Genomic DNA, 24204 nt, shown 5'->3' on the forward strand with positions numbered 1-24204 from the left:
ATGACCCCCGAGCAATACGTACAAAATAAGGCTGCGTCGTCCGGCAGCAGCTTCTATTACGCCTTCCTGTTTCTGCCCAAGCAGCGGCGGGCCGCCATCACCGCTTTCTATGCCTTCTGCCGCGAGGTCGATGATGTGGTCGACGAAACCACCGACCCCGGCGTCGCCGCCACCAAGCTGGCCTGGTGGCAGACCGAAGTGAGCAGCGCCTTTGCCGGCAAGCCCACCCACCCGGTGATGCAAGCCCTGATGCCGCTGGCGGCCGAGTTCAAGATCGAACCGCGCCACTTGCACGCCATCATCGACGGCTGCCAAATGGACCTGGAGCAGACCCGCTACCTGGACTTCCCCGGCCTGCAGCGCTACTGCCACCTGGTGGCCGGCGTGGTGGGTGAGGTGTCGGCGCAAATCTTCGGCCAAACCGACCCCGCCACCACCCAGTACGCCCACACCCTGGGCCTGGCCTTCCAGATGACCAACATCATCCGCGACGTGGGTGAAGACGCGCTCATGGGCCGCATCTACCTGCCGGTGAACGAGCTGCAGCAGTTCGACGTGAAGGCACACGAAATCCTCAAGCGCACCTATTCAGACCGCTTCGTCGCCCTGATGCGCTTCCAGGCCGAACGCGCCCACGGCCTGTACGAGCAAGCCCTCGCCATGCTGCCCGCCGCCGACCGCCGCGCGCAGAAGCCTGGCCTGATGATGGCCAGCATCTACCGCACCCTGCTGCGCGAGATCGAGGCCGACAACTTCCAGGTGCTGCACCAGCGCGTCAGCCTCACGCCTCTGCGCAAACTCTGGCTGGCATGGAAAGTCCAAGCCCTTAACAAGTTATGAAAGTCGCGGTGATCGGTGCTGGCTGGGCCGGCCTGGCCGCCGCCGTCACCGCCACACAAGCGGGCCACCTCGCTACAGTTTTTGAAGCATCTCGCGCACTAGGTGGGCGCGCCAGAGCCCTTTTTGACACCGAAAACCCGGATGGCCTGGACAACGGCCAGCACATCCTCATCGGCGCCTATACCGAGACCCTGCGGCTGATGCAGACCGTGGGCGTAGATGCTGACAAAGCCCTGCTGCGCCTGCCGCTGACCCTGCTGTTCCCCGACGGCAAGGGCCTGCGCCTGCCCAGCCTGCCCGCACCCTTCGACGCCATGGCGGGCATCCTGCGTGCGCGCGGCTGGGGCTGGGCCGACAAGGCGGCGCTGCTGCGTACTGCAGTGGGCTGGCAGCTGGCCGGCTTCCGCTGTAGGGCAGAACAGTCGGTGGCCGACCTGTGCGCCCCACTCACACCGCGCGTCACGGCCGAGCTGATCGAGCCGCTGTGCGTGGCCGCGCTGAACACCCCGGCTGTGCAATCCAGCGGCCAGGTGTTTCTGCGCGTGATCCAGGATTCGCTGTTTGGTGCGCCGGGTGGATCGAACCTGCTGCTGCCCCGGGTGAACCTGGGCGCCCTGTTCCCTCTGCCCGCCGTGGACTGGCTGCAGCGGCATGGCGCCAGCGTTAAAACCGGGCAGCGCGTGCACCACATTAATCCCCACGGCCACCAATGGCTAGTCGATGGAGAAGCCTTCGACCACCTGCTACTCGCCTGCCCGCCCTGGGAGGCGGCACGCTTGGTCGCGGCCAGCGGTGTCGCGGGTACAGCGGCAGAGGCCTGGCTGCATCACACCCAGGCCCTGCAATTCGAGGCGATAGCCACCGTCTACGCCCATAGCGGCACGCGGCTAGCCCAACCCATGCTGTCGCTGCGCGGCGATTCGTCAAACCCGGCCCAGTTTGTGTTTGACCGTGGCCAGCTCGGTGGCCCTGCCGGCCTGCTGGCCTTTGTGGCCAGCGCCAGCCAGGGTGACCGGCAAGCGCTGGAGGATGCGGTCATTGCCCAGGGCAAGGCGCAGCTGGGGGTGAACGATCTGCGGCCCCTGCGCACCGTGGTGGAAAAGCGCGCCACCTTCGCCTGTACGCCGGGCCTGCAACGCCCGGCGCAGCACATAGCACCGGGCCTGGACGTCTGCGGCGACTATGTGGACGGGCCCTACCCCGCAACGCTAGAAGGTGCGGTGCGCAGCGGCGTGGCGGCTGCGCAGTCCCTCAGGTACTAAGCGCGTTCCTTGCACTGGTCGCGCAGGGCCTTGATCTGGTCGTGGTTGGCCTGGGTGCCCTGCAGCTGGCGCTCTACCACTGCGCGCACTTCGTTCGGCAGCACATGCTTGGCCGCCTTGCGGTAGTGCGCCAAGGCCATGTCCTCGCCGCGCTCGCATTCGTCCAGGATCGCGTAGTCGCTATTGCCGCTGAGCAGGCCTCGCACAGCGGCCCAGCCGCGCTGCACGGCCCCACCGGTGGTACCGCCTTCTTCAGGCTTGCCACCGAGGTCCAGCACATGCGCATAAAGCTCCAGCGCCGCAGATGTGCATTCTTTAGAACGCTGCTCAAAAATAGCCTTCAGCTCTGGGTTGGACGTGCGGCTGGCACAGGCGTTGAAGCCATACTCGCCGTCGCGGCAAGTCTCCAGCAGCTCGTTAAGCGTGGCGACCACGGCTTGATCGATATCGGATGTGGTTTGCATATGGGACTCCTTGGGGAAATGGAACACATAGGACCGGCTTGGCCCATGGAGTCCATCTTGGACCTGCTGGCAGCCGATGAACGTCAGCCATACCGGTGCCTGCCCGTAGGAGGATGCCCCGCATCCCAGGGGGGCGACTACCCTCCTCATGCAACGAAAGCACTCCAGCGCAGACCTCCCCCTTTTTAGGGACATCCGGTTACAGCTGCTTTCGTAAATTGCCTGGACGCACCAGATGGCGCCCCATTTCGCGGCAAACTGCGGCCCTCCCCAAGGTCCCTTGCCACCGCACACCCACCCCATGTCCATCGATTTGACTGCCCTGCTCCAAGCATTCACCAGCACGAGCCGCTTGTACGAGTTGACGCTGGGTGCGCCAGAAGCCGCCTCTAGTAAGGCTCCCAACCTGCTGGTAGAAGCCTTTGCGGCCAGCGAATCGCTGCACAGCGTAGGCAGCCGCGACATCATCGCCCTGAGCACCCAGGCCACCATCGCCCCAGAGCAGCTGCTGGGCCAGCGCGCCAGCCTGCAGATCAGCCTGTCCGACGGCAGCCGCACCCCCTTCACCGGCCTGGTAGTGCAAGCCGCCCAGCTGGGCAGCTACGGCGGCCTGGCCCGCTACCACCTGCGCGTGGCGCCCTGGATCTGGCTCTTGGGCCAGTCGCGCACCAGCCGGGTCTGGCAAGACATGTCCACCATCCAGATCGTGGACGCCGTATTCCAAAGCTACCAGGCCGTAGCCGCCTGGCGCTGGAGCGACGAGGTCGGCCCCTTTCTGCGCAACGCCCCACCCCGCAGCTACTGCGTGCAGTACCGCGAGACCGACCTGGCCTTTGTCTCCCGCCTGCTGGCCGAAGAAGGCCTGGGTTGGCGCATCGAAGAATGCGAAGAAAGTAGCTCCGCCCCCAGCGGCCACCAGCTGGTGCTGTTCGCCGACTCCAGCCAAACCAGTGCCTGCCCCGAAGACGCCACCAGCGCCCACGCCCTGGGCGGTGCTGGCATCCGCTTCCACGGCGCCAGCGCGCTGGAGGAGCAAGACGCCATCCAGGCCCTGGTGCACAGCAGCAGCCTGCCCCCGGCCCGCCTCAGCCTGCAAAGCTTTGACTACAAAGCCAAGGCCTCCAGCAGCGTCAGCATCCCCATCTTCCCCAGCAACGTGCCGTTCAGCGGTGGCCCCAACGCCCCCCAGCTGGAGAGCTATGACAGCCCCGGCATCTACGCCTTTGCCGACGGGACCCAGGCCCGTGCCGCTGCTGACCGCATCGCCCAGGCGCACCACAGCCAGCGCAGCCGCTGGCAGGGTCGCAGCACCGTGCGCACCCTGCGCCCGGGCACCCGCTTCACACTGGTGGGCAGCCCGCGCCAGATCGCCAGCACGGACAACAACGCAAGCAACGACGGCAGCAACCCAGAGCCCGAGCTGCTGGTGCTAGGCGTCACCAGCATCGGCATCAACAACCTGCCCCGCCCCGCGCAGGAAGCCCTGGCCGAGCTGTTTGGGCCGGTGCCCCAGCTGCTGGACGACTTGCTGCAGCAACTATCGATTCAAGAAAAATCGGCCTCCAGCGCAGATAGCACCTGCGCAAGCAGCTATGAACTCCATAGCACCCGCTCGCCCACCCATGCCGAGTTGATCCCCACCTCCGCCCTCATCGCCCAGGCGCAAAAGCTGGGCTACGCCAACCGCTTCGAGGCCCTCCCCGCCCAGCAGCCCTGGCGCCCGGTGCTGGCCGATGGCACCGGCCTGCGGCTGAACCCGCGCCCCACGGCCTGGGGCAGCCAGACCGCCATCGTCATCGGCGCCCAGGGCGAGACGGTGCCCAGTGGCGCCGATGAAACCTTTACCGACCGCCTGGGGCGCATCCGCATCCGCTTCCACTGGCAGGGCCAGGGGAGTGATAGTGCAGGCGGCGATAGTGACGACAGCACCCGCACCTGCTGGGTCCGCGTACTACAGCGCAGTGCGGGCGGAGGAAGTGGTGCCGGCATGGGCGTGCAGTTCATCCCCCGCATCGGCCAAGAGGTGCAGGTGCAGTTTCTGGAGGGCGACATCGACCGCCCGATCGCCGTGGCAGCCCTCTACAACGGCCAAGGTGAAGGCGGGGTACTGCCCACCCCCGGTGGTGCCCAGGATGCCGATGCAGACACCCGCGTGTTTGGCGCCGCCAGCGACACCCGCTACAGCGGCCAGGGCAACCTGGTCGGCTCGGGCTCGGGGGGACACAGCCCCGTCTGGCATGGTGCTGCCGCTAACAGCCAGCGCAATGCCACAGCCCAATGGGGCATCCGCAGCAAGGAATATGGCGCCACCGGCTACAACCAGCTGGTGTTTGACGATACAGACAGCCAAAACCGCATCCAGCTCAAAACCACCCAGTCCGCCACCGAGCTCAACCTGGGCCATTTGCTACACACCGCAGACAACTTCCGGGGCAGCCTGCGCGGCACCGGTACCGAGCTGCGTACCGATGCCTATGGCGCCATCCGCGCCGGAGCCGGCCTGCTCATCAGCAGCTACAGCCTGCAGCACAGCGCCAGCAGCCGCGACCCGGCCGGCGACAACAGCGCGGGCATGGCCCTGCTCAAACAAGCCAGCACCCTGGCCGCGTCCTTTAGCCAGGCCGCCACCACCCACCAGACAGTCGCCCTGGCCAGCCACATCGGCAGCGTCAAAGCCCAAGCCAGCGCACTCAACGACCAAGCCGCACCGCTGCAAGCCCTGTACACCGCCACCAGCGGCATGCTGGACCCGAGCACCCTGGCCCAGGCACAAAGCGACGCCGCCGCCAAAAGCACCCAGGCCAGCGACGGCAAACTCCCCCACAGCACCGACGCGTTACTAAGCATTTCCGCCAAGGGCGGACTGGGCGTAGTGGCGGGGCAAAACATCCAACTCAACAACGGCGAAACCACCAGTCTGATGAGCGGCCAAGACAGCCAATTCGCCAGTGGCGGCCAGCTGAGAATCCACACCGGCCAGGCCATCGGCGTACTGGCCGGGGCGGTGAAGGCAGGAATAGCCAACACCGGCCTGCAGCTCATCGCAGCCAAGGACGACATCGACCTCCAGGCCCAGGCAGGAGAACTCAAAGTCCAGGCCAAGGGACGTGTCGATGTCATGAGTGCCAACGCCCACATCGACTGGGCAGCGGCCAAGCGAATTCGCATCGCCACAGCAGGCGGGGCGAGCATCACGATTGAGGGCGGCAATATCACTACGACTGCGCCGGGGCAGATCACGGTGCATGCTTCTGAGAAGGTGTTTGAGGGGCCGGGAAGGGTGAGTTATGCCTTGCCGGTTATGCCTAAAGGCGAGCTGGATTTACCCGGCAGCAATCCATTTTCCGAATAAGGCCATGCTAATTTCTTATCCCCTATTGCCGTTAGCAAGCACGGCCAATGATCCATTCGCACCCGATGCAGCATGGAAACCGCATGCCTTGCCAAAACAGGACCAGTCTCACCAACGCGTGGAAGCCGAGCCTGGCAAACAGACTGAAACCGACGATTCCATTTTTGAAAAAGAGCTGATAGATCAACCGACGCCAGTAGTGTTACCAGTTACACCTCTGAACAAAGTAGATGCCGACGCAGCGGAGCGGGAGGCCTCGCATGGCGTGTTTCCCATAAGTGCAGACAAACGTTGGCACGCGGGAATCCATTTGGGTCTGGACAACACGCTGGAAGCAATACATGCCATTGCTGACGGCGTGGTGGTTGCTGCGCTGTACCCCAAAACCGCCATCAAAGACAAAGCAGACAAAGAGTGCGACAACGGTTTTGTGCTTCTTCGGCACGACACAGAAATTGGTGCGCGATTAATACCGGCCACAAAAGACCAGCCCGCAAAGCTAGAACCCATTCAGTTCAGCTATTTTTCACTCTACATGCACTTGCGCAACCAAACGGGTGAACGGCAAGCTGGCATCTTGTCGCACAAAGATCGACCATTTATCCGTCCATTGATAGAACCCATACCGGACGTACTGCAAACCTTTGCTGATCCGAAAACCGCCCCGCGTGTTTACCGAAGAGAAATCGTGGGTTATCCAGGCAAGATGTATGGTCACACACAAGTGCATTGCGAGGTCTTTGCCACTGACGAACAAATGCAAAAGCTCAGCGATACAGAGAAGCTAGTAGCCCAAGGCAAATCTTCTGATCGCCTCCCCTGGGGGAAGTTGTACTTCTATATTCCTGCCCAAACTAGCTTTGTGGATAGCCCTACAAGAGCAGTGCATGGCTTCATCTCGAAAGATGCAGACTCCATCAAAGAGGAGGTCGAAAAAGTCAAGGTAACCGAGAGCAAAACTACCGTGGTGAAAGGGAAAGAAGTGACCAAACAAGTCACCAAAACAGAGTCCCAACCCACCGGTAACTATTTCGATGCAAAAAGTCTGCGCTCCGTCTTCTTCCCGAAGCAACAGGCCGGAGTAAACGATACAGCTCTCGTAGTAGAAATGTGGTACCACCAAGGTAGTCGTTTTTACCGCGTACTAAAAGAAGAAAAAGTTGGTACACGCAAGCAATACGTGCCGCTTTTGGATGGGAACCAGTCATTCAAGATGACTGACTATGAATACGACCTTTACCAGCGCGCCAAGCGCATGTACCCCGACAGTCCAAGCGCTGGCTCGGACCTGATGCGATTCGGGCGAGTGGTCGGTGTAGACGCTGCTGCTGCGGGTCAGGCAGATTGTTGGCTGGCTATGCCGTTCGGAGCGAGCAAAGACCAGATGGGCTACATCGATTTAGCACAGGCTAAGGTGCTGAAGTACTCAGATGCCGACTTTCCTCATTTCAAAGGCTGGGCTCGGCTAAAAGAAAGTGCAGCTCACGCGGGCGATGGTACGGTTGACGTACAAATATTGAGTGACCTTATCGCCGCCGCAGATGCAAACAAAGACGGCACGACCAGCCCCGATGAATTAGCCCGCTACCTCAAGGCCAACCCTGAAATGCGCCGCCGCTTGCGCTACCTAATTTGCCAAGCTCCTAGCGAATGGGACGATAGCTATAACGCGGCGCGATATGACGGTCTACAAAAGCCGGGCAAGGTTTTCAGCAACAAGCCCACAGATTATGCAGAGTTCAAAACTTTCATTCAGAAGTTTCAGTTTTGGGGACAAGCTAAAGCGGCGCTGGCCGGGCATGGGGTAAACAGCTCGACGCTGTGGTATTTCCACCCACTGCAGTTCATAAAACAATTCCGCAAGGCTAATTGGTTAACTTTGGATGAAATGGTGCAGTTGACGCCTCTATTCCATGTAAGTTTGGACGAAAAAGGGAACAAATCTAATGTGGAAATTGACTACCAAAAATTACGCGAACGTTTGCTAAAGGGAAATGACATCGTTCCACGCGGAATGGGTGAAAGTATGCGGCAATGGATGCCCGCAAATGCATGGATCAATATCAATTGGATGTGTATCAAATACGGCATCGACACACAGCAGCGCAAATCGCATCTTTGGGCACAAATCACACAAGAAACAGGACTATTTAAGGATGTCACCGAAGACGGATCAGACGCTTATCTTTTGGCTCTTAACTACGCCAATAAAAATGGAAATAATGGCAGCAATGAAAATGCAGTTAACTTCCGTGGACGTGGGCTAATCCAAATTACAGGGCTAGAAAAGTACGACGAATACTCCAAATTCCGAAAAACAAAAAATTATACGGCTGTACCCAATCAGGAACTAATCTCCACCAACGCTTTCGAAGCATGCGACAGCGCAGGTTGGTACTACTCATACTATCGCCCAAGAACTTGTCAAGCGGGAGACCAAGGAATAGCACCTAGCAATGTAGAGGCGGTCACTAGGGCGGTGAATGGAGCCATAAACCATCTACCAAACCGCAAGACATTCTTTATACACGCACTGCATGCACTGGGTGACCAAGTAGGAAAACTGCCGACGGAGTACAGTCCATTGAACCAAGATACTTCTGATGAGTATGAAAAAAAGAAAATAGATGTAGGTGACCCAAAGTCAACCGGACGGAGGGGCACAAAGAAATGAATAATATCTCTGTGTATATATTTACGCTTGCAATGCTGAGCTTACTAGAAACCGCCTTTGCTGCAAATATACCACCCAAAAAATACAGTCCGAATAATCTGGATGTATCCGACGCTTCGATACGGCGGCAAGCCAATACTGACAACTCTTATGTCACAGCCAAATTGGCATTAATTGCTAACGGCAAAATTCTCATTGATCGTTCACCAGCACCCACGCTACCTATATATGAAGTTTCAGGACCATTTTTCAAGATGGAAGTAGCGGATAGCGAATGCAGGATGCGTATCGTTGTACCCAAAACTAATGATCCAGAGTTTGGAGGTCCGGCCTGCTGGACTCGGGGTAAAAACCAACCGGATAATGTATTTGGACTTGCCGCTTCTTTGAATCCATCTCTAGGTGTTGGATATGTACAGCCGATACACCCCTTATACACAAAGGGGTATACAGCAACTGAACATTTTGCGGCCACTGATTTCTTCATTCACGACAACCAGAGCTTTGAGGAAAGCCTACTTCAAAGTGGTCAACTTCGGGCCGATGAAAAAGGCCTGTTCATGAATGGCCGTCTTAGCCCAAAAGGACAATGGTCGTTGCCAATTCGTCTGCCTATCATCCAGAAGAATAATGAAGGCACTCAGCTGATAATCGCTCGTGCAGTGTCTCGTTTTCAGTTGAAAGCAGGTACAAGTTATGCAGTATGCATCTATTCTTTACATGGCAACGTCAATCGCTCTGCTGAAGCTCTCGTTTGCTTCGATGACGTAAACCCTAAAACCTACACAAATCAATACGTAGACCAGTATCTGAAAGTTCTCGACTCCATTCGCATGGGGCCATAAGGGCCGGTCTATTAAGTGGGCCATAGCCAACGACATTTTTTCCATAGCAAGGAGTCGCTACCGAGCCCCCCCCAGCGCAGCTACTGCATGTAGTACCGCGAAACCGACTTTCTGCAGAGTACAGCACACTCAATCAATATACATGTGACGAATATGAGGGAAATAGGAGGAATGCGGTGGCGTAGAAAATCGAAAGGGAAGCGAGAAACAAAAATTAAAAAATGCTACTATGCGCATATTTTTATAATACTTTTCTTGCTGCTAAATACAGCTTTTGCAGCCGATCAGTTAATTTCTAAAAATAGCCAAAACACCTCCGACACAAAAAAGAAAGTCGGCAAATCGCCTGATACTTTTCTATCAATGGAAATAGATGATTCAGCATGCGCTATGCGTATAGTGATCCCCAAAACCAGTGACCCCGACATTGACGCCCCCAACTGTTGGATTAGCAAAAATCCAAATCACGTGGAGAGGCAGCCTAACGATGCTCCTCACCCTATATTTGGGTTTGCAGCGTCAGATGCACCAGTCAAAGCCATGCAATATATGCAACCAGTCGTACCTTTATACACAAAGGGATACACATTTAACGAGCATTTTAATTATGTGAATTTCTATATTCATGATCATCAAAGTTTCGAAGAAAGTTTGGCTCAGAGCGGCCAATTAGATATTGATGAAAGAGGCTTATTTATGGATCGCATGTTGACCCCCAAAGGTCGATGGTCTATACCCACTAGTTTTCCTGTCATTCAGAAAGACAATCAAGGCACTCAAATGCTCGTGGCACGCGCTGTTTCGTACTACAAGGGCACAAAAAATCCTTACTCCGTCTGCATCTACTCCATACACGGCAATAAAAATAGGTCCGCAGACGCCCTCACTTGCTTCGATGACGTAAACCCTAAAACCTACACAAATAAATATGTAGACCAGTACCTGAAAGTTCTCGACTCCATTCGTTTGGGCCCATAAGGCCAAGCCCATAACGTGGGCTCTACACGCCAATCATTAGGCGAGCTGCTGCAACAGCTATCCGCGCAGGCATCCCAAGAATTACAAGCCGAATCAGCCTCCAGCGCAGGTAGTAACTGCGCAAGCAGCTATGAACTCCATAGCACCAGTGTTGAATTGATCCCCATCTCCGCCCTCATCGCCCAGGCCCAGAAGCTGGGCTACGCCAACCGCTTCGAGGCCATCCCCGCCCAGCAGCCCTGGCGCCCGGTGCTGGCCGATGGCACCGGCCTGCGGCTGAACCCACGCCCTACCGCCTGGGGTAGCCAGACGGCCATCGTCATCGGAGCCCAGGGCGAGACGGTGCCCAGTGGCGCCGACGAGACTTTCACCGACCGCCTGGGGCGCATCCGCATCCGCTTCCACTGGCAGGGCCAGGGGAGTGATGACGCGAGTGACGACGCCAGCACCTGCTGGGTCCGCGTGCTGCAGCGCAGTGCGGGCGGAGGAAGTGGTGCCGGCATGGGCGTGCAGTTCATCCCCCGCATCGGCCAAGAGGTGCAAGTGCAGTTTCTGGAAGGCGACATCGACCGCCCCATCGCCGTGGCAGCCCTCTACAACGGCCAGGGCGAAGGCGGGGTACTGCCCACCCCCGGCGGTGCCCAGGATGCCGATGCAGACACCAGCGTCTTCGACGCCGCCAGCGACACCCGCTACAGCGGCCAGGGCAACCTGGTGGGTTCCGGCTCGGGCGGACACAGCCCCGTCTGGCATGGTGCTGCCGCTAACAGCCAGCGCAATGCCACAGCCCACTGGGGTATCCGCAGCAAGGAATATGGCGCCAGCGGCTACAACCAGCTGGTGTTTGACTGTTGGCGCAGCTTGAATCTTGCCAGCTGGCCGCCGAAGCCGCCATGCGCAGCCACATCCGCGCCGCTACCGACCGCTGGGTTATTGCGTAACCCACAGCGCGCTCAACGCGCCCAGGTCCGCCACGGTCAGGTGCGGCTCGGTGGCGTGCGCCCAGGCGTGGCCATGGCGGTTCAGCCAGACGGCTTGCATGCCGGCATCTACGGCGGCCACCACGTCCAGCAAGGCATCGTCGCCCACGTGCAGCACCTCGTGCGGCGCCACGCCCACGGCCTGCGCGGCGGCGTGGAAGATGCGCGGGTCTGGCTTGGCCACGCCAAACAAATGGGCGCTGAACGAGGCCGAGAAATGCCCGCCAATGCCCACGCGGTGCACATCGGCGTTGCCGTTGCTCAGCGCGACCAAGGGGAAGCGCGCCGCCAGTTGTTCCAGCGCGGGCAAGGCGTCTTCATACAAGTCCACCCGTTGGCGCGCGGCGAAGAAAACTTCAAACGCCGGTTCGGCCAAAGCGCCGTCGTCCCCGGACTCGCGCAGCGCCAGACGGATGGACTCGCGGCGCATGGCGCTCAGGTCGTGCCGCAGGTCGGGGCGCTCACGCTCCAGTTGCTCGCGCACGGCGCGCAGGGCCTCGGTGCTGTCATAGCGGCGGGCGGTGGCCGGTGCGTGGTCGTGCAGCCACTGCAGCAGCTCGGCTTCGGCCCGGTGGATGGCCGGCCAGACCGGCCACAGCGTGTCATCCAGGTCCAGGGATATGGCTTTGATTTTGGTGAGGTCCAACATAGGTACGCGAGAATACCGGAATGCCCCTCTTCGCCTCCCCCTTCAAGCCAGAACCCCCACATTCCCACGCCCAAGCCCCGCGCACCGGCGTGCTGTACTGCAACCTGGGCACGCCAGACGCCGCCACGCCAGCGGCCGTGCGCCGCTATCTGGCGCAGTTCCTCAGCGACCACCGGGTGATCGAGATCCCTAAGGTCATCTGGAACGTGATCCTGCACGGCATCATCCTGCGCACCCGGCCCAAGCAGTCGGCCGCCAAATACGCCAGCATCTGGACGCCGCAGGGCTCGCCGCTGCGCATTGGCACCGAGCAGCAGGCGGTGATGCTGCGCGGCTGGCTGGGCGAGCGCGGCCACCAGGTGCAGGTGGACTACGCCATGCGCTACGGCAGCCCGTCGATTGCCGAGCAGCTGGACAAATTCAAGGCCCAGGGCGTGACCCGGGTGCTGATCGTGCCGGCCTACCCGCAGTACTCGGCCACCAGCACGGCCAGCGTGTTCGACGCGGTGTACGACTGGGCGCGCCAGACCCGCAACATCCCCGAGCTGCGCTTCGTCAACCGCTACCACGACGACCCCGGCTACATCGCTGCCCTGGCCCAGCGCGTGCGCAGCCACTGGCAGCACAACGGCCAGCCCGACCAACTGGTGATGAGCTTCCACGGTGTGCCCGAGCGCACCCTGCACCTGGGCGACCCCTACCACTGCGAATGCCACAAGACCGCACGCCTGCTGGCCGCCGCACTGGGCCTGGCCAAGGAACAGTACAAGGTCACCTTCCAGTCGCGCCTGGGCCGCGCCAAATGGCTGGAGCCCTATACCGAGCCCAGCCTGATCGCCATGGGCAAGGCCAAGGTGAAGCGCGTGGACGTCATCTGCCCCGGCTTCACCAGCGACTGCCTGGAGACGCTGGAAGAAATCGCCATGGAAGGCAAAGCCGCCTTCCTGAACGCAGGCGGCCAGGAGTTCCACTACATCCCCTGCCTGAACAGCGAACCCGGCTGGATCACCGCCTTGAGCACCATCGTGCAAAACCATCTGCAAGGCTGGCCCACGCAGAACCCGCCGGACGCGCAGAGCCTGGCGGATACCGCAGCGCGCGCCAAGGCCCTAGGAGCGAGAACTTGAGTACACCCCCAGGCTCCAGTGCTGCGCACTTTCCGCCAACCCCCTTGCAGGGGGCAACACCAGCAGCCTGGCGAAGCCAGTTCTGCGGTGTTCCTGGAAGAAGCGAGCCATTCACTAAAACTATGATTTTTATAGCTGCTTGCGCAGCTTCTACCTGCGCTAGAGGCCAATTTGATGCATAAGTTTGATGTCGTCGTCATCGGCGCGGGCGCGGCCGGTTTGTTCTGTGCGGGCGTGGCCGGGCAGAGGGGTTTGAAGGTCTTGGTCATCGACCACAGCGAGAAGGTGGCCGAGAAGATCCGCATCTCTGGCGGCGGTCGCGCCAACTTCACCAACCGCGATGTGACGCCGGCCAACTTCCTCGGCGAGAACCCGCACTTCTGCCGCAGCGCGCTCAGCCGCTATACGCCCAAGGACTTCACCGAACTGATGACCCGCCACGGCATCAGCTTCCACGAGAAGCACAAGGGCCAGCTGTTTTGCGACCGATCCGCCGAAGATTTGGTGAACATGCTGCTGGCCGAATGCGCCACCGGCAACGTTACACGCTGGCAGCCCTGCAGCGTAAAAAACATACGCTATTCGGCCGCTAGCACAGACACTACCTCCGCAGGCAGCTATGAAATAGATAGTAGCGAAGGTACCATACACGCGCCGCAAATCGTCGTCGCCACCGGCGGCCTGTCCATCCCCAAGATCGGCGCCACCGACTTTGGTTACCGTATCGCCCAGCAGTTCGGCCTGCGCATGGTCACGCCCCGCCCGGCGCTGGTGCCGCTGACCTTTGACAGCGAAGCCTGGGCGCCCTACGCGCACCTGTCCGGCCTGGCGCTGCCGGTGCTGATCGAAACCGGCGTGAAGAAGGACAAGACCAGCTTCCATGAAGACCTGCTGTTCACCCACCGGGGCTTGAGCGGCCCGGCCGTGCTGCAAATATCCAGCTACTGGCTTGATGGCACGCCGATCCGCCTGAACCTGGCCCCCGAAAAAGACCTACCCCCGGCCCTGCTGCGGGCCAAAGCCACCTCGCGCAAGCTGATCGCCAACGAGCTGGCGCAGCTGGTGCCCTCGCGCCTGGCCGACGCCTGGGCCGGCCAGGACCCGGCCTGGCAAAAACCCATCTGCGACGCCACCGACAAGGCACTCAACAGCTTGGCCGAAAAGCTGGCCCGCTGGGAGCTGACGCCCAACGGCTCGGAAGGCTACAAGAAGGCCGAGGTCACCGCTGGCGGCGTGGACACGCGGGATTTGTCGTCGCAGACCATGGAATCCAAACAGCCCGGCCTGTATTTCATCGGCGAGGTGATGGACGTGACCGGCTGGCTGGGCGGCTACAACTTCCAGTGGGCCTGGGCCAGCGGGTTTGCGTGTGGGCAGGCGCTGCGGGCGGCCGCATGAACCGGCTTGCAATACACATTCTGCTGGCCATCACGCTAGCCACCTCCGTCGCGTCCGCGGAAGAATCCGCCTACAACCAGGGCGTCGCCGCCTGGCGGGCGAAGGACTACGCCGAAGCGCGTAAGCAGTGGGAGCAGTCGCTGGCAGATGGCGGGCCCGACGAGGCGCTGAACAACCTGGCCTTTCTGCTGTACGCCGGCCTGGGCGGCCCGGCCCAGCCCGCCAAAGCGGTGGAGCTGTGGCGCAAGGGTGCGGCGCTGGCCGTATCGGAGGCGCAGTTGCACCTGGGCCAAGCCTATGAAGCTGGCAGAGGCGTGGCCGCCAATGCGGCCCAGGCCTATGCCTGGTACCAATGCGCCATCGCCACCGCCGCCCGGAACAGCGCCACCGATCCGATCGAAGAAGACATACTGAAAGACGCCAACAAGGCCATGGCCGACCTGGCGCCACGGCTTTCTGCCGCCGACCGCAGCGCAGGCGACGCCATGGCCAAGGAGTTGATCGCGAAATATGCGACGCGGCTGAAAGTCGAGCAGCCTTAACCGCCCCACCTAACCGCCCCCTAACCGCCGCCCCGGCGCACCAGCATGACCACACCAGACAGCCACACCATCACCAACCTTGCCGCCCTGGAGGCACTGTTTGGCGAGGCGGCTGAGGTGTCGATACGCAAAGAAGTGCCCTACCTGCACCCGGTCTACCGCCAGTGGATAGAGGCGTCGCCCTTCGCGGTGCTGGCCACCTCTGGGCCGGACGGACTGGACACGTCCCCCCGGGGTGATCCGGCGCCGCTAGTGACCGTGCTGGACGAACACACCCTCTTGCTGCCCGAGCGGCGGGGCAACAACCGCATCGACAGCCTGCGCAACATCCTGGCCGACCCGCATGTGGCGCTGCTGTTCTTTGTGCCCGGCACCAACGAGACGCTACGGGTCAACGGGCTAGCCCGGATTTCGGTAGCGCCCGAGCTGCTGGCACGCTTGGCCATCAACGGAGTGCAACCCAAGTGCGTGATCGAGATCCGGGTGCAAACGGTGTACTTCCAGTGCGCCCGGGCGCTGCTGCGGTCCAAGCTGTGGGATCCGTGCGACCCGGGGCTGGCCACCACCGTGCCCAGTGCGGGCGCGATGCTGGCGGCGGTGACCCAGAACGCCATCGACGGTGCGGCGTACGACGCTGAACGCACTGCCCGCCAGCGCGCCACGATGTACTGAACTGGACAAGGAATCCCATCGGTATGGCATGCGCACTAACCATATGTGCCCCCGATACACTGCTTACGTCAAGCCGACTCTTGGCTATGTAACTAGCCCTAACCTTGCAACCAGAGACCACTGATATGCAGACTCTTTCCGAAGGCTTGCGCACCTGCGAACATTTTGGACAGTTCGCGCAAACTCTCGAATCCAAAGGGGCACGTGAGGCCCTGGCGTACATCCTGTCGCTGTCTGCCTACCGGTTCATCGGTGTCTTTCGTTTCCAGGATGGCAAGGCCACTGCGGTCCTCCACTACGACCGCGAAAACCCGTCCGTCACCAGCTCCGCCGAGGTGCCAGACACGGCCACTTACTGCTGCTATGTGCGCGAAAGCAAGGGCTTGTTCACCGTCGCCAATGCGCTGGACGATGCCCGGCTGGAAAGCCACCCCGCACGCAACGCCGTACTCGCCTATTGCGGCATACCGGTGATGGACCCTGATGGCCAACTGCTGGGCACCCTATGCCATTACGACGTGGTGCCTCGCGACCCGGACACACTGGACATAGAGCTGCTGCTGCAAGTCGCCAGCCGGCTGCAGCAAGGGCAGCACATTCCGCCCTACCCTGTCGCAAGTGCTTAAAGGCGTATTGGCAGGCAGCTGCCACGCCAACATTTTTGGCTTCTAACGCATATAAATAGTGCGCCAGCAGCTACTGTTTAAATAGCACTCCAGCCTGGGTATGCTCGCGCCCTCCCCAACAGCCCCCCCACCCCATGATCGCCTCCCTCCCCATGTACGTGTCCCACCCAGCTGGCAGCGCCGCGCTTTGGCAGTACCTGGCCGGCTACCTGCGCCAGGCGGGCGTGCCGGAGGTACCCACGGAGCTTGACACCCCCACCAACGACGACCTCACCAGCCATTGGCTGCGGCCCGACCTGCTATTGAGCCAGTGCTGCGGCTACCAGATGGTGGATGCGCTGGAGCAGCGGGTGCAGCTGGTCGGCGCCTTCCATTACACGGCGCCAGGCTGCGAGGGCATCCAATACAGCAGCCACCTGGTGTGCCGGGCGGACGATGCCGGCCAAGACCTGGCCGCATTCCGCAACCAGGTGGTGGCCTACAACTCGACCGATTCGCAGTCGGGCTACCACAGCCTGCGCGGCATGGCGGCGCCGCTGGCGGTGGACGGGCGCTTCTTTGCGCGGGCAATAGCCTCGGGCGCGCACATCGCTTCGCTGGCGCTGGTGCGCAACGGCGCGGCGGACATCGCGGCCATCGACTGCATCAGCTACGCCCAGTTCCAGCGCTACCAGCCCGAGGTAGTGCAGGGCACACGCATCGTCGGCCGCACCGCCAGCGTGCCGGGCACAGCGCTGGTCACCGCCCTGGGCACGCCGCCTGCGCTGCTGGCCCTGCTGCGCCAAGGCCTGCAACAGGCGATGGCCGACCCGGCACTGACCGGCACCCGCGCCGGGCTGCTGCTGGGCGGCTTCGAGGCCGTGCCGAGCTCGGCCTACCGGGTGCTGCGGGACCTGGATAGACAGGCTACGGCGCTGGGCCTGGCGCAGTTGTAGGCTCATTTAGAGAAAATCGGCTTGCGGCGCATATTCCACCTGCGCCAACAGCTATTTTTAATATAGCAAATGGCCGCTGAACCATGGCTGGCGGAGGTGCGACTGCAGGACTCCACCCCGTTGGCACCGAATATGCTTAGGCGTATTTATTCTTTGCTTGTATATACCGGGTGAACGTAACATCCATGACAGGCATTTTTCCGCTTGTTACATCCCCACCATGCACAGCCCCAGCACTCTTGCACGCAACCGTTTTGAATGGCCGACCTGGCTTTTGACAGCAGGCATCTACCTGGCCTGGGTGGCGGTGGTGGTGTACTGGCAGCAGCTGGGCAATGTGTTGGGCAGCACGGCCTTGCTGCTGGTGGTCTGCTGGTACATGAGCCTGCAGCACGAGCTGGTGCACGGCCACCCCACGGCGTCGCCGCGCATCAACCGGCTGCTGGGCCTGGCGCCGCTGGCCGTCTGGTACCCGTTCGACATGTACCGCCACAGCCATTTGATCCACCACCAGGACGAGCACCTGACCCGGCCCGGCATCGACCCCGAGAGCAACTACCTGACAGCCGCCCAATATGCGGGCCTGCCCGCCTGGCAGCGCGTCTGCTGGCGCTGGCAGCGCACGGTGTTGGGGCGGCTGCTGGTCGGCCCGGCGCTGGCCATCGTGCCGACCTGGGCCGATATCCTGCGCCAGCCGCTGCGCGGCGACTGGTCGCACAGCCGCAGCTGGGCCGAGCACCTGGGCCTGCTGGCGCTGCTGCTGTGGGCGCTGCAGCACTATGCGGGCATCCATCCGCTGCACTATCTGCTGGTGTCCTACCCGGCGCTGGGCCTGGCCATGCTGCGATCCCTGTACGAACACCGGCCGGCGCTGCGCCCCGCGCACCGCATCGCCATCAACGAGGCCAGCCCGTTCTGGCGACTGCTGTACCTGAACAACAACTACCACGTGGTGCACCACGAAACCCCGTCCATGCCCTGGTACCGGCTGCGCACCACCTACCTGGCCGACCGCAGCGGCTACCTGCAGCGCAACGGCGGCTTTCTGGTGCCGGGCTACGGCCATCTGCTGCGTCGGTTTGCGCTGACACCGATTGATTCACCTGTGTTACCTGAAGAACTGATTCCTGTGGCACGCTCTAGCCTGCACTGAAATCTTGTCCATCTCCGTTTAAAGGAATTCCCATGGCTTATTCGTTTTCTCGCCGCCTGCTGGTTACCGCTGTTGCCGCTGTGGGCCTGACGGGCGCACTGCACGCCCAGACCGCCGTGCGCGTCGCCTCCAAAATCGACACCGAAGGCGCACTGCTGGGCAATGTGGTGCTGCAGGTGCTGGAAGCCAATGGCATCAAGACCGAGAACAAGTTGCAGCTCGGCAACACCAAGATCGTGCGCGGCGCGCTGACGGCGGGCGAAATCGACATCTATCCCGAATACACCGGCAACGGCGCGTTCTTCTTCTCCGACGAAAAGAACCCGGCCTGGAAAGACGCCAAAGCCGGCTATGAAAAGGTCAAGGCGCTGGACGCCGAGAAGAACAAGCTGGTCTGGCTGGAGCCGGCCCCGGCCAACAACACCTGGGCCATCGCCATCCGCAAAGATGTGGCCAGCAAAAACAATCTGAAGTCGCTGGACGACCTGGGCAAATGGCTGGGCACCGGCGGCAAGTTCAAGCTGGCGGCATCGGCCGAGTTCATTGAACGGCCCGACGCCCTGCCCGCCTTCCAGACCACCTACGGCTTCAAGCTGAACCAGGACCAGCTGCTGACCCTGGCCGGCGGCGACACCACGGTGACCATCAAGGCCGCGGCCGAGCAGACCTCGGGCGTGAACGCCGCCATGGCCTACGGCACCGACGGCCCGGTATCCGCGCTGGGCCTGGTGATCCTGAACGACAGCAAGGGCGCGCAGCCCATCTACGCGCCGGCACCGGTGGTGCGCGCCGATGTGCTGGCCAAGAACCCCAAGATCAAGGATGCGCTGGCACCGGTGTTCAAAAGCCTGGACGGCCCGACCCTGCAAAGCCTGAACGCCAAGATCGCCCTGGAAGGCCAGGACGCCAAGGCCGTAGCGGCTGCCTACCTGAAGTCCAAAGGCTTCGTCAAATAAACCGATGGCGCAGGCCTCGCCCTCCCTGATAGCTGTAGCCGAGGCCTCCGATACACCGGGCTGGGTGCGCAACCGGGTGCTGTTCAGCCTGGTGCTGCTCGGCCTGTTCGTGGCTTTCCGCCTGGCGTTTGTGACCGAGGCGCCAAACCGCCTGGTCTCGGGCGTGGGCATTCCACTGGCCGACATCCTGGCCGGCTGGCGCTGGCTGGTGCTGCTACCCGCCGCGCTGCTGGCTGGCGCAGTGTTTCTGGCCCCGCAACCTCGCGTCCATTGGCTGGTGCTGCTGACGGCGGCGGCCAGCCTGTTCGGCTGGGTCTGGCTGGCGGGCGAGCAGGCACGGCAGGCCGCAGCCACGGCCGAGTCGCCGCTGCTGCGCACCTCGTTTGGCGGCGGATTCTGGATTCTGGTCGTGCTGTGCGCGCTGGCTGCGGCCGATGCGCTGCAGCGCCTGAAGCTGAATGCGCTGACCCGCAGCCTGGCAGGCGTGGCCGTGGCGCTGCCGCTGGTGGCCCTGCTGTTGCAAGGCCATCTGGATGCGCTCTCGCTGCTGAAGGAATATGCAAACCGGCAGGACGTATTCCAGTCCGCCTGGCGCCGCCATGTGCAAATCGTGCTGACCACCCTGGTGCCGACCCTGCTGATCGGCGTGCCGCTGGGCGTGGCGGCGTTTAGGCGGCCGCGTCTGGCGGCGCCGCTGTTTGCGCTGCTGAATCTGGTGCAAACCGTGCCGTCGATTGCCCTGTTCGGCCTGCTGATGGCGCCGCTGGCCATGCTGGCGGCCTGGTGGCCCAACGCCGGTATCAGCGGCATCGGACTGACACCGGCGGTGCTGGCGCTGACCCTGTATTCGCTGCTGCCCATCGTGCACAGCACCGTCACCGGCCTGCGCCAGGTGCCGGAGGCGGTGGTGGAGTCGGCAACCGGTATGGGGCTGACACCGCGGCAGATCTTCTGGCGCGTCGAAGTGCCGCTGGCCCTGCCGTTGCTGGTGGCCGGCATCCGCACCACCACCGTGCAGGCCGTAGGCCTGGCGGTGGTGGCAGCGCTGATCGGCGCGGGCGGCTTTGGCTCCATCATGTTCCAGGGCCTGCTGAGCAGTGCGCTGGACCTGGTACTACTGGGCGTGCTGCCGGTAGTGGCGCTGGCGGTGCTGGTCGATGCGCTGTTTCAATCTTTGTCTGTATTCCTCACACCCACGCCATGATCGAATTCCAGCACGTGCACAAATCCTTTGGCAGAGCGGCAGCGGTCAAAGACCTGTCGCTGAATATCCCCAAGGGCGAATTCACCGTGCTCATCGGCGGCTCGGGATCTGGCAAGTCCACCACCTTGAAGATGATCAACCGGCTGGTCGAACACGACTCGGGCCGCATCCTGTTCCAGGGCGAAGAAATCCGCAGCTTCAAGCCCCAGGACATTCGCCGCCGCATGGGCTATGCAATCCAGTCCATCGGCCTGTTCCCGCACTGGACGGTGGAGAAAAACATCGCCACCGTGCCCGAGCTACTGGGCTGGCCGGCGGCCCGCATCCGCGACCGCGTGACCGAGCTGCTGGAGCTGCTGGACCTGGCGCCCGCCACCTACCGCGGCCGCTATCCGCACCAGCTGTCGGGTGGCCAGCAGCAGCGCGTAGGCGTAGCCCGGGCGCTGGCGGTAGACCCCGAGGTGCTGCTGATGGACGAGCCGTTTGGCGCGCTCGACCCGGTGACGCGCAGCACGCTGCAAAAAGAGATGCTGCGCATCCATAAGACATCGGGCAAAACCATTGTGCTGGTGACCCACGATATCGACGAGGCGCTGAGCCTGGCGACCCGCATCGTGCTGCTGCAGGACGGCCAGATCGTGCAGGCCGGCAGCCCCACCGAGCTGTTGACCCACCCGGCCAACGACTTCGTGACCGACTTTGTGGGCCGTAGCGACATAGGCATCAAGTTATTGGGCCTGGCCACCGTGGCAGCCCACACCCGGCGCGGCGAAACCGTGGCCGGCGACGCCCTGCCCGCCCACACCAGCCTGCGCGAAGCCCTGTCGACCTTCGTGGCCCGCGCCTGCGACCGCCTGCCGGTGGTGGACGAGCACGGCCAGGCGCTGGGCGTGCTGCACTTTGCCGACCTCTGGCAACGAGCTGCGTAATGCATAGAGTCCTGCACAAAATCTTGCATGACCGCTTATTCTGGGTGGTTCTCTTGCTAGCATTATTGACATGGGGTATGCCACAGCTGCGGCCGCTGTTTGCCGCGCTGTTCCCGGCGCTGGACCGGCCGGTCTACACCCAGGACAGCTTTGTGGCCCTGGTGCTCGCACATCTGAACATCGTGTTCTGGTCCAGCCTGGCGTCGGTCGTGGTCGGAGTAGGCGCCGGCGTGGCCGTGACCCGGCCCGCCGGGCAAGAATTCAAGCCGCTGGTGGAAACCGTGGTCGCCATGGGGCAAACTTTCCCGCCAGTGGCCGTGCTGGCGATTGCCGCGCCCTTGATCGGTTTCGGTACCGAGCCCGCACTGATCGCGCTGGCCTTGTACGGCCTGCTGCCGGTGGTACGGGCCACTATCGCCGGTATCGAATCGGTGCCCGCTTCGGTACGCGAAATCGCGCTAGGGCTGGGTATGGGCGGCCTGGGTACGCTCTTAAAAGTAGAGCTACCACTGGCCCTGCCGGTGATATTGACCGGCGTGCGTACCTCGGTCATCGTGAACCTGGGCACGGCCGCGATTGCCTCCACCGTCGGCGCCAAAACTCTGGGCTCGCCCATCATCGTCGGCCTGAGCGGCTTCAACACCGCCTATGTGCTGCAAGGCGCGATCCTGGTCGGTGGGCTGGCCGTGGTGACCGACATGGCTTTTGGCCGGTTGGCCGAATATCTGGACCGCTGGCGCACCCAATCCCGCTGAAACCCATGCTGTCTTCCCTCCCCATGTATGCCGCCGGATCGGCCGCCAATGCCACACTGTGGCAGGCCCTAGCCGAATCATTGCGCCACGTCGGCCTTGGCCAAGCACCTGACACCCTGACCCAACCCGATGATTTGATGGCGCACTGGACCGACCCCGGCCTGCTGCTGAGCCAGACCTGCGGCTATCCGCTGACGCATGGGCTGGCCGGCCGGGTCCAGTTGGTTGGCGCATGGGCCTATGCCGCGCCCGGCTGCGAGAGCGTGTACTACCGCAGCCAGCTGGTTTGCCGGGACGCGGATGCCGGCCAGCCGCTACAGGCGTTTCGCGGCCGGGTAGTAGCCTACAACTCGGAAGATTCGCAGTCGGGCTACAACAGCCTGCGGGCACTGCTGGCACCGTGGGCACGGGATGGCCGGTTTTTTGCCAGCGCCGTCGCGTCCGGCTCGCACCGGCGTTCGGTCGAACTGGTCCGCAGCGGCCAGGCCGATCTGGCGGCGGTGGACTGCGTGACCTGGGCCTTGCTGACCCGCGACCAGCCCGAGGCCGTGCGCGGACTGCAGGCCTTCGGCCAGACTGTGCCAGCGCCGGGCTTGCCGCTGGTCACCTCCATCCACACCCCTGCCGCCATGCTGCAGGCCTTGCGCCAGGCCCTGCACCAGGTCGTCGCCGACCCACGCTGGGCGGAAGCACGGGCGGCCTTGCTCATTCAGGATTTCACCGAATTGCCGCTCAGCGTCTATGGTGTGATCCCGCAAATGGCGCAAAATGCCATCGATGCGGGTTACCTGCGGCTATAGATCGTACTTCCGCGCTATAATCCAAGGCTTTGCTGGCAAACCCTCGCTGCCTGATCAATGTAATAGCGAGGGAACACCGCGGTCCCTTCGTCAAACGGCCTGATCTTCCTTTGACAAGACCCGCACACTATCGGAATCTTTTTTTGTCATGACAACTATCCGTGTAAAAGAAAACGAACCCTTTGACGTGGCCCTGCGCCGCTTCAAGCGCACCATCGAAAAGCTCGGTCTGCTGACCGACCTGCGCGCGCGCGAGTTCTATGAAAAGCCCACCACCGAGCGCAAGCGCAAGAAGTCGGCCGCTGTGAAGCGCCACTACAAGCGTGTACGTTCGATGCAGCTGCCTAAAAAGCTGTATTAAGCTTTCAAACTGTCCGCAGTTTGACAAGCCCGCCCCGGGACGCCAGGGCGGGCTTTTTCTATGGCGTTTTCATTTCAAACCGATATGTCGTTGCTTTGCCTGGCCGTACCGAAGTACCGTCTGCGGCTGCGCGCCTAATCTCGGCTTGAAATGAAAACGCAATAGCCTCCTCCCTCAAAAAGGAAAACCAATGTCACTCAAAGAACAAATCACCGAAGACATGAAAACCGCCATGCGCGCCAAGGACAGCGCCCGCCTGGGTACCGTCCGCCTGCTGCTGTCGGCCATGAAGCAAAAAGAAGTGGACGAACGCGTGGTGCTGGATGACGCCGCCATCATCGCCATCGTTGACAAGCTCATCAAGCAGCGCAAGGACTCGGTGGAAGCCTTCGTCAAGGCCGACCGCAACGACCTGGCCGATGTGGAAAAGGCCGAAATGGCCGTGCTCTCCGCCTATCTGCCCCAGCGTCTGGACGCCGAGCAAGTCGCCGCCGAAGTCAACGCGCTGGCTGCCGCCCTGGTCGCCGAACTGGGCCGCCCCCTGGCCGGTGGCGACATGGGCAAGCTGATGGGCGCCGCCAAGGCGCAGTTGGCCGGCAAGGCCGAAATGGGCCAGGTGTCTGCCGCCGTGAAGGCTGCGCTGGCGGGATAAACGTAAGCATCCGTAGCCGGGACAACCATTGTCCTGGCTACCGCGTTATG

General features: G+C 62.0%; 22 protein-coding genes and 1 pseudogene. 21 read left to right on the forward strand and 2 right to left on the reverse strand.

The genetic code is table 11. The features are described from left to right. Together hpnD and hpnE are read left to right on the forward strand one after the other, a co-directional pair. Entirely contained in the window at nucleotides 1–840 is an 840-nt protein-coding gene (gene hpnD / locus AC4BBN_RS18835) for a presqualene diphosphate synthase HpnD (protein ID WP_490593534.1), read from the forward strand. Further along, the gene (gene hpnE / locus AC4BBN_RS18840) at nucleotides 837–2102 is read left to right on the forward strand and encodes a hydroxysqualene dehydroxylase HpnE (RefSeq protein WP_490593535.1); all 1266 of its coding nucleotides are present in this window, start codon (nucleotides 837–839) and stop codon (nucleotides 2100–2102) included. The genes hpnD and hpnE overlap by 4 nt, the downstream gene beginning before the upstream one ends. On the opposite strand, the gene AC4BBN_RS18845 is transcribed toward hpnE, so the two are convergent. Continuing rightward, complete coding sequence (locus AC4BBN_RS18845; RefSeq protein WP_490593536.1) at nucleotides 2099–2566, reverse strand: PA2169 family four-helix-bundle protein; 468 nt, start codon at nucleotides 2564–2566, stop codon at nucleotides 2099–2101. The two genes, hpnE and AC4BBN_RS18845, sit on opposite strands and share 4 nt — an antisense overlap. A 301-nt stretch (nucleotides 2567–2867) precedes the next feature. Here AC4BBN_RS18845 and AC4BBN_RS18850 point away from each other — a divergent pair, with 301 nt between their 5' ends. From AC4BBN_RS18850 to AC4BBN_RS18870, 5 genes and pseudogenes are all read left to right on the forward strand, one after another. Further along, complete coding sequence (locus tag AC4BBN_RS18850) at nucleotides 2868–5918, forward strand: type VI secretion system Vgr family protein (protein WP_490593537.1); 3051 nt, start codon at nucleotides 2868–2870, stop codon at nucleotides 5916–5918. A 4-nt stretch (nucleotides 5919–5922) separates the two neighbouring features. Continuing rightward, nucleotides 5923–8592, forward strand: coding sequence for a hypothetical protein (locus AC4BBN_RS18855; RefSeq protein WP_490593538.1), 2670 nt, complete (start codon nucleotides 5923–5925; stop codon nucleotides 8590–8592). Continuing rightward, complete coding sequence (locus AC4BBN_RS18860; RefSeq protein ID WP_490593539.1) at nucleotides 8589–9437, forward strand: hypothetical protein; 849 nt, start codon at nucleotides 8589–8591, stop codon at nucleotides 9435–9437. Before AC4BBN_RS18855 ends, AC4BBN_RS18860 begins: the two co-directional genes overlap by 4 nt. Before the next feature lie 153 nt (nucleotides 9438–9590). Next, nucleotides 9591–10415 (forward strand): hypothetical protein, encoded by an 825-nt coding sequence (locus tag AC4BBN_RS18865; RefSeq protein WP_490593540.1) that lies wholly within the window; start codon nucleotides 9591–9593, stop codon nucleotides 10413–10415. A gap of 165 nt (nucleotides 10416–10580) precedes the next feature. Continuing rightward, a pseudogene (locus AC4BBN_RS18870) lies at nucleotides 10581–11264 on the forward strand (phage baseplate assembly protein V); the annotation flags it as partial. An 81-nt stretch (nucleotides 11265–11345) separates the two neighbouring features. On the opposite strand, the gene AC4BBN_RS18875 reads toward AC4BBN_RS18870, so the two are convergent. Next, nucleotides 11346–12044, reverse strand: coding sequence for an HAD family hydrolase (locus AC4BBN_RS18875; RefSeq protein ID WP_490593541.1), 699 nt, complete (start codon nucleotides 12042–12044; stop codon nucleotides 11346–11348). A gap of 20 nt (nucleotides 12045–12064) precedes the next feature. On the opposite strand from AC4BBN_RS18875, the gene hemH reads away from it, so the two are divergent. From hemH to AC4BBN_RS18945, 14 genes are all read left to right on the forward strand, one after another. Then, nucleotides 12065–13171 carry a ferrochelatase gene (gene hemH / locus AC4BBN_RS18880; protein ID WP_490593542.1) on the forward strand — a complete coding sequence of 369 codons (1107 nt, stop codon included), beginning with the start codon at nucleotides 12065–12067 and terminating at the stop codon, nucleotides 13169–13171. Nucleotides 13172–13345: 174 nt separating this feature from the next. Then, nucleotides 13346–14569: a BaiN/RdsA family NAD(P)/FAD-dependent oxidoreductase gene (locus tag AC4BBN_RS18885; protein ID WP_490593543.1), complete on the forward strand. Its 1224-nt coding sequence runs from the start codon at nucleotides 13346–13348 to the stop codon at nucleotides 14567–14569. Next, nucleotides 14566–15111, forward strand: a complete 546-nt coding sequence (locus AC4BBN_RS18890) for an SEL1-like repeat protein (protein ID WP_490593544.1) — start codon at nucleotides 14566–14568, stop codon at nucleotides 15109–15111. Before AC4BBN_RS18885 ends, AC4BBN_RS18890 begins: the two co-directional genes overlap by 4 nt. Before the next feature lie 45 nt (nucleotides 15112–15156). After that, on the forward strand, nucleotides 15157–15783 hold the full coding sequence (locus tag AC4BBN_RS18895; protein WP_490593545.1) for a pyridoxamine 5'-phosphate oxidase family protein: 627 nt from the start codon (nucleotides 15157–15159) through the stop codon (nucleotides 15781–15783). Nucleotides 15784–15908: 125 nt separating this feature from the next. After that, on the forward strand, nucleotides 15909–16409 hold the full coding sequence (locus AC4BBN_RS18900) for a GAF domain-containing protein (protein ID WP_490593546.1): 501 nt from the start codon (nucleotides 15909–15911) through the stop codon (nucleotides 16407–16409). A gap of 134 nt (nucleotides 16410–16543) precedes the next feature. After that, nucleotides 16544–17344, forward strand: coding sequence for a phosphate/phosphite/phosphonate ABC transporter substrate-binding protein (locus AC4BBN_RS18905; protein ID WP_490593547.1), 801 nt, complete (start codon nucleotides 16544–16546; stop codon nucleotides 17342–17344). A gap of 220 nt (nucleotides 17345–17564) precedes the next feature. Continuing rightward, nucleotides 17565–18497: a fatty acid desaturase gene (locus AC4BBN_RS18910; RefSeq protein ID WP_490593548.1), complete on the forward strand. Its 933-nt coding sequence runs from the start codon at nucleotides 17565–17567 to the stop codon at nucleotides 18495–18497. A 32-nt stretch (nucleotides 18498–18529) separates the two neighbouring features. Then, nucleotides 18530–19453 (forward strand): glycine betaine ABC transporter substrate-binding protein OsmF, encoded by a 924-nt coding sequence (gene osmF / locus AC4BBN_RS18915; RefSeq protein WP_490593549.1) that lies wholly within the window; start codon nucleotides 18530–18532, stop codon nucleotides 19451–19453. 4 nt (nucleotides 19454–19457) lie between these two features. Further along, nucleotides 19458–20657 carry an ABC transporter permease gene (locus AC4BBN_RS18920; RefSeq protein WP_490593550.1) on the forward strand — a complete coding sequence of 400 codons (1200 nt, stop codon included), beginning with the start codon at nucleotides 19458–19460 and terminating at the stop codon, nucleotides 20655–20657. Beyond that, a complete protein-coding gene (locus AC4BBN_RS18925) occupies nucleotides 20654–21586 on the forward strand; it encodes an ABC transporter ATP-binding protein (RefSeq protein ID WP_490593551.1) in 933 nt (310 codons plus the stop codon). The genes AC4BBN_RS18920 and AC4BBN_RS18925 overlap by 4 nt, the downstream gene beginning before the upstream one ends. 77 nt (nucleotides 21587–21663) lie before the next feature. Beyond that, the gene (locus tag AC4BBN_RS18930) at nucleotides 21664–22341 is read left to right on the forward strand and encodes an ABC transporter permease (protein ID WP_490593552.1); all 678 of its coding nucleotides are present in this window, start codon (nucleotides 21664–21666) and stop codon (nucleotides 22339–22341) included. Nucleotides 22342–22346: 5 nt separating this feature from the next. Beyond that, nucleotides 22347–23141: a phosphate/phosphite/phosphonate ABC transporter substrate-binding protein gene (locus AC4BBN_RS18935; protein WP_490593553.1), complete on the forward strand. Its 795-nt coding sequence runs from the start codon at nucleotides 22347–22349 to the stop codon at nucleotides 23139–23141. A 148-nt stretch (nucleotides 23142–23289) separates the two neighbouring features. After that, nucleotides 23290–23502 carry a 30S ribosomal protein S21 gene (rpsU, locus tag AC4BBN_RS18940; RefSeq protein ID WP_092756237.1) on the forward strand — a complete coding sequence of 71 codons (213 nt, stop codon included), beginning with the start codon at nucleotides 23290–23292 and terminating at the stop codon, nucleotides 23500–23502. 190 nt (nucleotides 23503–23692) lie between these two features. Then, a complete protein-coding gene (locus tag AC4BBN_RS18945) occupies nucleotides 23693–24154 on the forward strand; it encodes a GatB/YqeY domain-containing protein (RefSeq protein ID WP_490593554.1) in 462 nt (153 codons plus the stop codon). Nucleotides 24155–24204: the final 50 nt, after the last annotated feature.

The organism is Rhodoferax sp. SPJ21 (assembly GCF_058216335.1).